General features: G+C 63.2%; 6 protein-coding genes. 5 read left to right on the top strand and 1 reads right to left on the bottom strand.

Annotated elements, in window-relative coordinates; all coding sequences use genetic code 11:
• Nucleotides 1-64: 64 nt before the first annotated feature.
• The 4 genes from AB4Z11_RS27855 (at nucleotide 65) to AB4Z11_RS27840 (ending at nucleotide 3,680) form a co-directional block, all read left to right on the top strand.
• Nucleotides 65-1,234: a uroporphyrinogen-III C-methyltransferase gene (locus AB4Z11_RS27855; RefSeq protein ID WP_442029084.1), complete on the top strand. Its 1,170-nt coding sequence runs from the start codon at nucleotides 65-67 to the stop codon at nucleotides 1,232-1,234.
• A 3-nt stretch (nucleotides 1,235-1,237) separates the two neighbouring features.
• Nucleotides 1,238-2,434, top strand: coding sequence for a heme biosynthesis protein HemY (locus AB4Z11_RS27850; RefSeq protein ID WP_442029083.1), 1,197 nt, complete (start codon nucleotides 1,238-1,240; stop codon nucleotides 2,432-2,434).
• 83 nt (nucleotides 2,435-2,517) lie between these two features.
• On the top strand, nucleotides 2,518-2,997 hold the full coding sequence (gene ppa / locus AB4Z11_RS27845) for an inorganic diphosphatase (protein WP_442029082.1): 480 nt from the start codon (nucleotides 2,518-2,520) through the stop codon (nucleotides 2,995-2,997).
• Between the two features lie 14 nt (nucleotides 2,998-3,011).
• A complete protein-coding gene (locus AB4Z11_RS27840) occupies nucleotides 3,012-3,680 on the top strand; it encodes a substrate-binding periplasmic protein (RefSeq protein WP_442029081.1) in 669 nt (222 codons plus the stop codon).
• Here AB4Z11_RS27840 and AB4Z11_RS27835 read toward each other — a convergent pair whose 3' ends face one another.
• The gene (locus AB4Z11_RS27835; RefSeq protein WP_442029080.1) at nucleotides 3,681-4,217 is read right to left on the bottom strand and encodes a carboxymuconolactone decarboxylase family protein; all 537 of its coding nucleotides are present in this window, start codon (nucleotides 4,215-4,217) and stop codon (nucleotides 3,681-3,683) included.
• A 100-nt stretch (nucleotides 4,218-4,317) separates the two neighbouring features.
• Here AB4Z11_RS27835 and AB4Z11_RS27830 point away from each other — a divergent pair.
• Nucleotides 4,318-4,879, top strand: a 562-nt coding sequence (locus tag AB4Z11_RS27830; protein WP_442029079.1) for a cupin domain-containing protein, incomplete at its 3' end; no start/stop codon positions are given.

Genomic DNA, 4,879 nt, shown 5'->3' with positions numbered 1-4,879 from the left:
GTCATAGGGTGACTCAGACAGCATCTGGCGACGAAGGCCTGCTCGCCGCGTTACAATCACGACCATGAACGATTTACCTACCTTGCCAAATCAGTCGGGCCCGCAGAATGGCCCCACGGTGGAACCCACTCCAGCCGCACCGGCGGCGCCCGCTGCGCCGACGCTACGGGAACCGACACTCTCCGAAATGATCCAGCGTCCGCTGACCATTGCGGTGATCGTGCTCGGCATCCTGTTGGCTGCCGAGACCTGGTCTTCGCACAAGCGCGTGACCCTGCTGCGCGAAGAGATGGCGCGCCGCCTGCAGAAGGGCGACGCGTCCAATGCGGAGACGGGACAGCTGGTGCGCGCAACGCAGGAGTCGAGCAAGGAACTGCAAATCAAGGTAGGCCTGCTGGAAAGCCGCCAGCAGGAAGCCCAGAGCCAGCAACTGGCGCTGGAACAGCTGTACCAGGACCTGTCCAAGAATCGCGACGAATGGGCGCTGGCGGAGATCGAACAGGTGCTGTCCACCGCCAGCCAGCAGTTGCAGCTGGCCGGTAATGTGCCGGGTGCGCTGATCGCACTGCAGAACGCGGACCGCAGCCTGTCCCGTTCCGACAAGCCGCAATTCATCACCATCCGCCGCGCCATCGCCAAGGACATCGAACGCCTGAAGGCGCTGCCGAGCGTGGACAACGTGGGCCTGGCCGTGCGCCTCGATAACGTGATCGCGCAGATCGACAATCTGCCGCTGCTGGCCGACGAAAAGCCCGCCACCCCGGCTGTCCCGGAAAAGAAAATCAAGCCCGCTGCCGTGAAAGGCAAGGGCGCCACGGCCAAGGAAACGGTTGTCACGCCGCCGGAAGACACCTGGGGCGTGCGCCTGCAGAGCGCCTGGCATGAGTGGAGCACCGATATGTGGTCCGAAGTCACGCAGCTGATCCGCGTGCGCACGGTGGACTCGCCGGATGCGCTGATGCTGTCGCCGACCCATGCCTACTTCCTGCGCGAGAACCTGAAGCTGCGCCTGCTGAACGCGCGTATGGCCCTGCTGTCCCGCAATGAAGGCGCCTTCCGCGCCGACCTGCTGGCGGCGCAGGAAGCTCTGGCCAAGTATTTCGACACCCGCGCCAAGCAGACCCAGACCGTGCAGCAGCTGCTGCGCCAGGTCCAGGGCAGCAATCTGTCGATCGAAATGCCGACGCTGGCGGATTCCCTGAACGCCGTGCGCAATTACAAAGCGAAGCCTTAAACCATGCGCTTATTCCTCTGGTTAGTCGCCCTGATGGCCGCGGCCATCGGCATCGCCGTGACGGCCCGCTTCAATCCGGGCAATGTGGTTCTGTTTTATCCGCCGTACCGTGTCGACCTGTCGCTGAACTTCTTCGTACTGCTGGAAGTGCTGCTGTTCGTGTTGCTGTACTTCCTGGTGCGCGCTTTTGCCGCTACCACCAGCATGCCGCAGCGCGTGGCCGAGTACCGCCAGCGCAAGCGCGAACGCGATGGCAACAAGGGTCTGCGCGATGCGCTGAAAGCCCTGTTCGAAGGCCGTTTCGGCCAGGCCGAGAAGGCCGCGCTGCGTGCCGCCGAACTGCCTGAAAATGCCGGTGTGGCCGCGCTGATCGGCGCCCGCGCCGCGCACCGCATGCGTCAGAATGCGCGCCGCGATCAATGGCTGAACCGCATCGCCAACGACAATGGCATGAAGACTGCGCGTCTGATGACGTCCACCGAACTGCTGGTCGATGACCACCAGGCCGAGGCGGCACTGGAGGCCGTGCGCGAGCTGCATGAAAATGGCCAGCGCCATATCCATGCGCTGCAGCTGTCGCTGAAGGCGCACCAGCAGGCCAAGAACTGGCCGGAAGTGCTGCGTCTGGTGCGGCTGCTGGACAAGCACAAAGCCCTGCACCCGGCACTGTCCGCCCGCCTGCGCGAGCTGGCATATGACGATCTGCTGGCGAGCAGCATRCACGATGCCGAGTCGATCCAGCGCGTGTGGGCGACGATTCCGACTGCCGACCGCGTGAAGCCATACGTGGCCTGCCGCGCAGCCACCGCCCYGAACGAGCGTGGGCTGCACGACGAAGCGCGTCTGGTGTGCGAAGAAGCCCTGGCCGCGAACTGGGACGACCGCGTGGTGCGCGCCTACCGTGACGCGGCCGCGCCGGTTGGTTCCGCCGCGCTGCTGGCCCAGATCGAACATTGCGAAGCCTGGCTGYGCGACCGTCCGACCGACGCTGAACTGGCGCTCACTTTGGGCTCGCTGTGCCTGAAGCAGAAACTGTGGGGCAAGGCCCAGCGCTACCTGGAACAAGCCCTGTCCGACGCCACCGAACCGCGCATGGTGCGCGAGTCCCACCTCAAACTGGCCCAGTTGCACGAAGCCCTGTCCCAGCCAGAAGAAGCCGCCAATCACTATCGTCAGTGCGCGCTTGCGACCATCCTGTGACGTGCTGCGCCGCACAAGCGGCGCGCGCGGCGCTATAATTGCAAGGTTCTACTGACTGAATTCGCATTAACCCGAGGAAAAAAATGAGCCTGAATAAAGTACCGGCCGGCCGCGATGTGCCGAACGATTTCAACGTGATTATCGAGATCCCGATGAACGCGGACCCGATCAAGTACGAAGTGGACAAGGAATCCGGCGCCATCTTCGTGGACCGCTTTATGGGCACCGCCATGCACTATCCGTGCAACTACGGCTATGTGCCGAACACCCTGTCCGACGACGGCGATCCGGTGGACGTGCTGGTCATCACCCCGTTCCCGCTGATCCCCGGCGTGGTGGTGCGTTGCCGCGCCATCGGCGTGCTGAAGATGACCGACGAGTCCGGTCAGGACGCCAAAGTGCTGGCCGTGCCGGTCGACAAAGTGCTGCCAATCTACAAGCACTGGCAGAAGCCGGAAGACCTGCAAGACCTGCGTCTGCAGCAGATCCAGCACTTCTTCGAGCACTACAAAGACCTGGAGCCAGGCAAGTGGGCTAAGCTGGGGAAATGTCTAAATTGCTAGCTATTACAGCATTGTTGATCACTCTGCCATTACATGCGGCTGAGCCGCTTCGCCTCGGAACTCAGGAACGGCCGCCGTATGCGATTGTGCGTCCCGATGGCAGCTTCGACGGCATTGCGGTGCGCGTTGTGGAATGTGCGCTGCGCAAGATGGAGCAGCCCTACACGATGCAGGCCATGCCCTGGGCGCGCGTGCTGGCGCTGGCGGAGCGGGGCGAAATCGACGGCTTTTTTCCGGGGACGTATCTGTCGGAGCGGGCGCGCTGGACCACGGAAAGCGCGCCGATCGCGGCGCAGCGCTGGGTTTGGTATCTGCGCGCAGGCAGCACGCTCGACCCGCTGAGTGCGGAGTTCCGCCAGCGCGCCACGGTGGGGGCGCATTTTGGATCGATCCGGCTGAAGATGCTGGAGCAGGAGAACTACAAGGTTGTGCTGAGTCCGCAGACCGACAGGGCGCTGCTGCAGGCATTTGCAGCGGGTAGGGCCGATGCGATTCTCGGCTCCGATCTGGCGCTGGAAGAGGCGGTGCGGGAGCTGAAACTCGATCCGAAGGCATTCCGTATCGTGCCCTTGCGGAACACGCCGCAGCACGCCTTTTTCAATAAGCAATTTCTGGCGCGGCATCCGGGCTTCATGGACCAGTTCAATGCCCATGTGCCCGAGTGCCGCAAGGCGGTGAAGTGATTACGGAGCGGCAGGGAAGTCCACTTCTGTGTCGTTCACGCGGTTGAACAGGTTGGTGAAGTTAATGCTGGACATGGTCAGCAGAATGTCCACGATTTGCTGGTCGGTGTAGCCGACGGCTTTTACCGCGTCCACGGCAGCGGCGGACAGGGTGCCGCTGGTGGTGGTCAGGGTATGAACGAAGGTCGAGAGTGCGTCGGCCTTTGCGTCGCCGGAGGACTGGCCATGGCGTGCGGCCAGGATTTCGTCGGAGCCCAGGCCGGCTTTTTTGCCCATCATCGTATGGGCGGCCAGGCAGTAGTCACAGCCAGCGGTTTGGCTGACGGCCAGTTTGATGATTTCGCGGTCTTTGGCGGCCAAGCTGCTTTTGCCGAGGGATGCTTCCAGGGTCAGCATGGCTTGCAGGGCCAGCGGGCTGTTGTTCCCAATGACGGCGTAGGCATTAGGGACTTTGCCGACGGCTTTTTTGATGCCTGCAAACAGTTGCGCTGCRTCGCCGGTGGCTTGTTCGATGGCTTGGTTGAAGAGGCGGGACATGTTGTTCTCCTTTGAGAAGTAAGTTTCGATGGAGGAATTGTAGGCTTCGCCAATGCGACTTAGAATGACTTAAATCTTCAATAACTTGCCCAATCGTCTCATGGATGCTCTCAGCAAAATTCTGTCCCTCTACCCGCCGCAGACGGCGCTGGACGTGCGCTGCCATTTCGGCGCGCCCTGGGTGCTGGAACATCCGGCCATGGCGGCGGGGACGGCGCCATACCATTTGCTGACCAAGGGCCAAGCCTCGCTTCAGGTTGCGGGCCGGGACGATGTGCCGCTGGCGGAGGGCGATATCGTGGTATTCCCGCGCGGCGAGGCGCATCGGATTTATGGCGGACAGCTGTCCGGGGCGACACAGGGCGAGGTACGGCTGGGCGATCATCCCTTGCGGCTGGTCGAGAATGGCGGGCAAGGTGAGCCGGCGGACGTACTGTGCGGCGAGTTTCGCTTTGGCCCGGACGCGGAACCGCTGCTGCGCAGCCTGCCGCCCGTGATGGTGGTGCGGACCGCCGAGCAGCGCAATCTGCGGGCGCTGATGGATGTGCTGCAATCCGAGGCGGAATCCGAACGCCCCGGCGCCACCGCGGTACTGAGCCAGCTGGCCGCCGCGCTGTTCGCCTTGCTGCTGCGGGCCTGGATGGAGCAGCAGGAGCCAGCGC

The sequence above is a fragment of the Pseudoduganella sp. RAF53_2 genome, assembly GCF_052113985.1.
GTDB lineage: Bacteria > Pseudomonadota > Gammaproteobacteria > Burkholderiales > Burkholderiaceae_D > Rugamonas.
The sequence above is the reverse complement of the archived record's forward strand: the minus strand, read 5'-3'. Positions and strand labels throughout refer to the sequence as shown.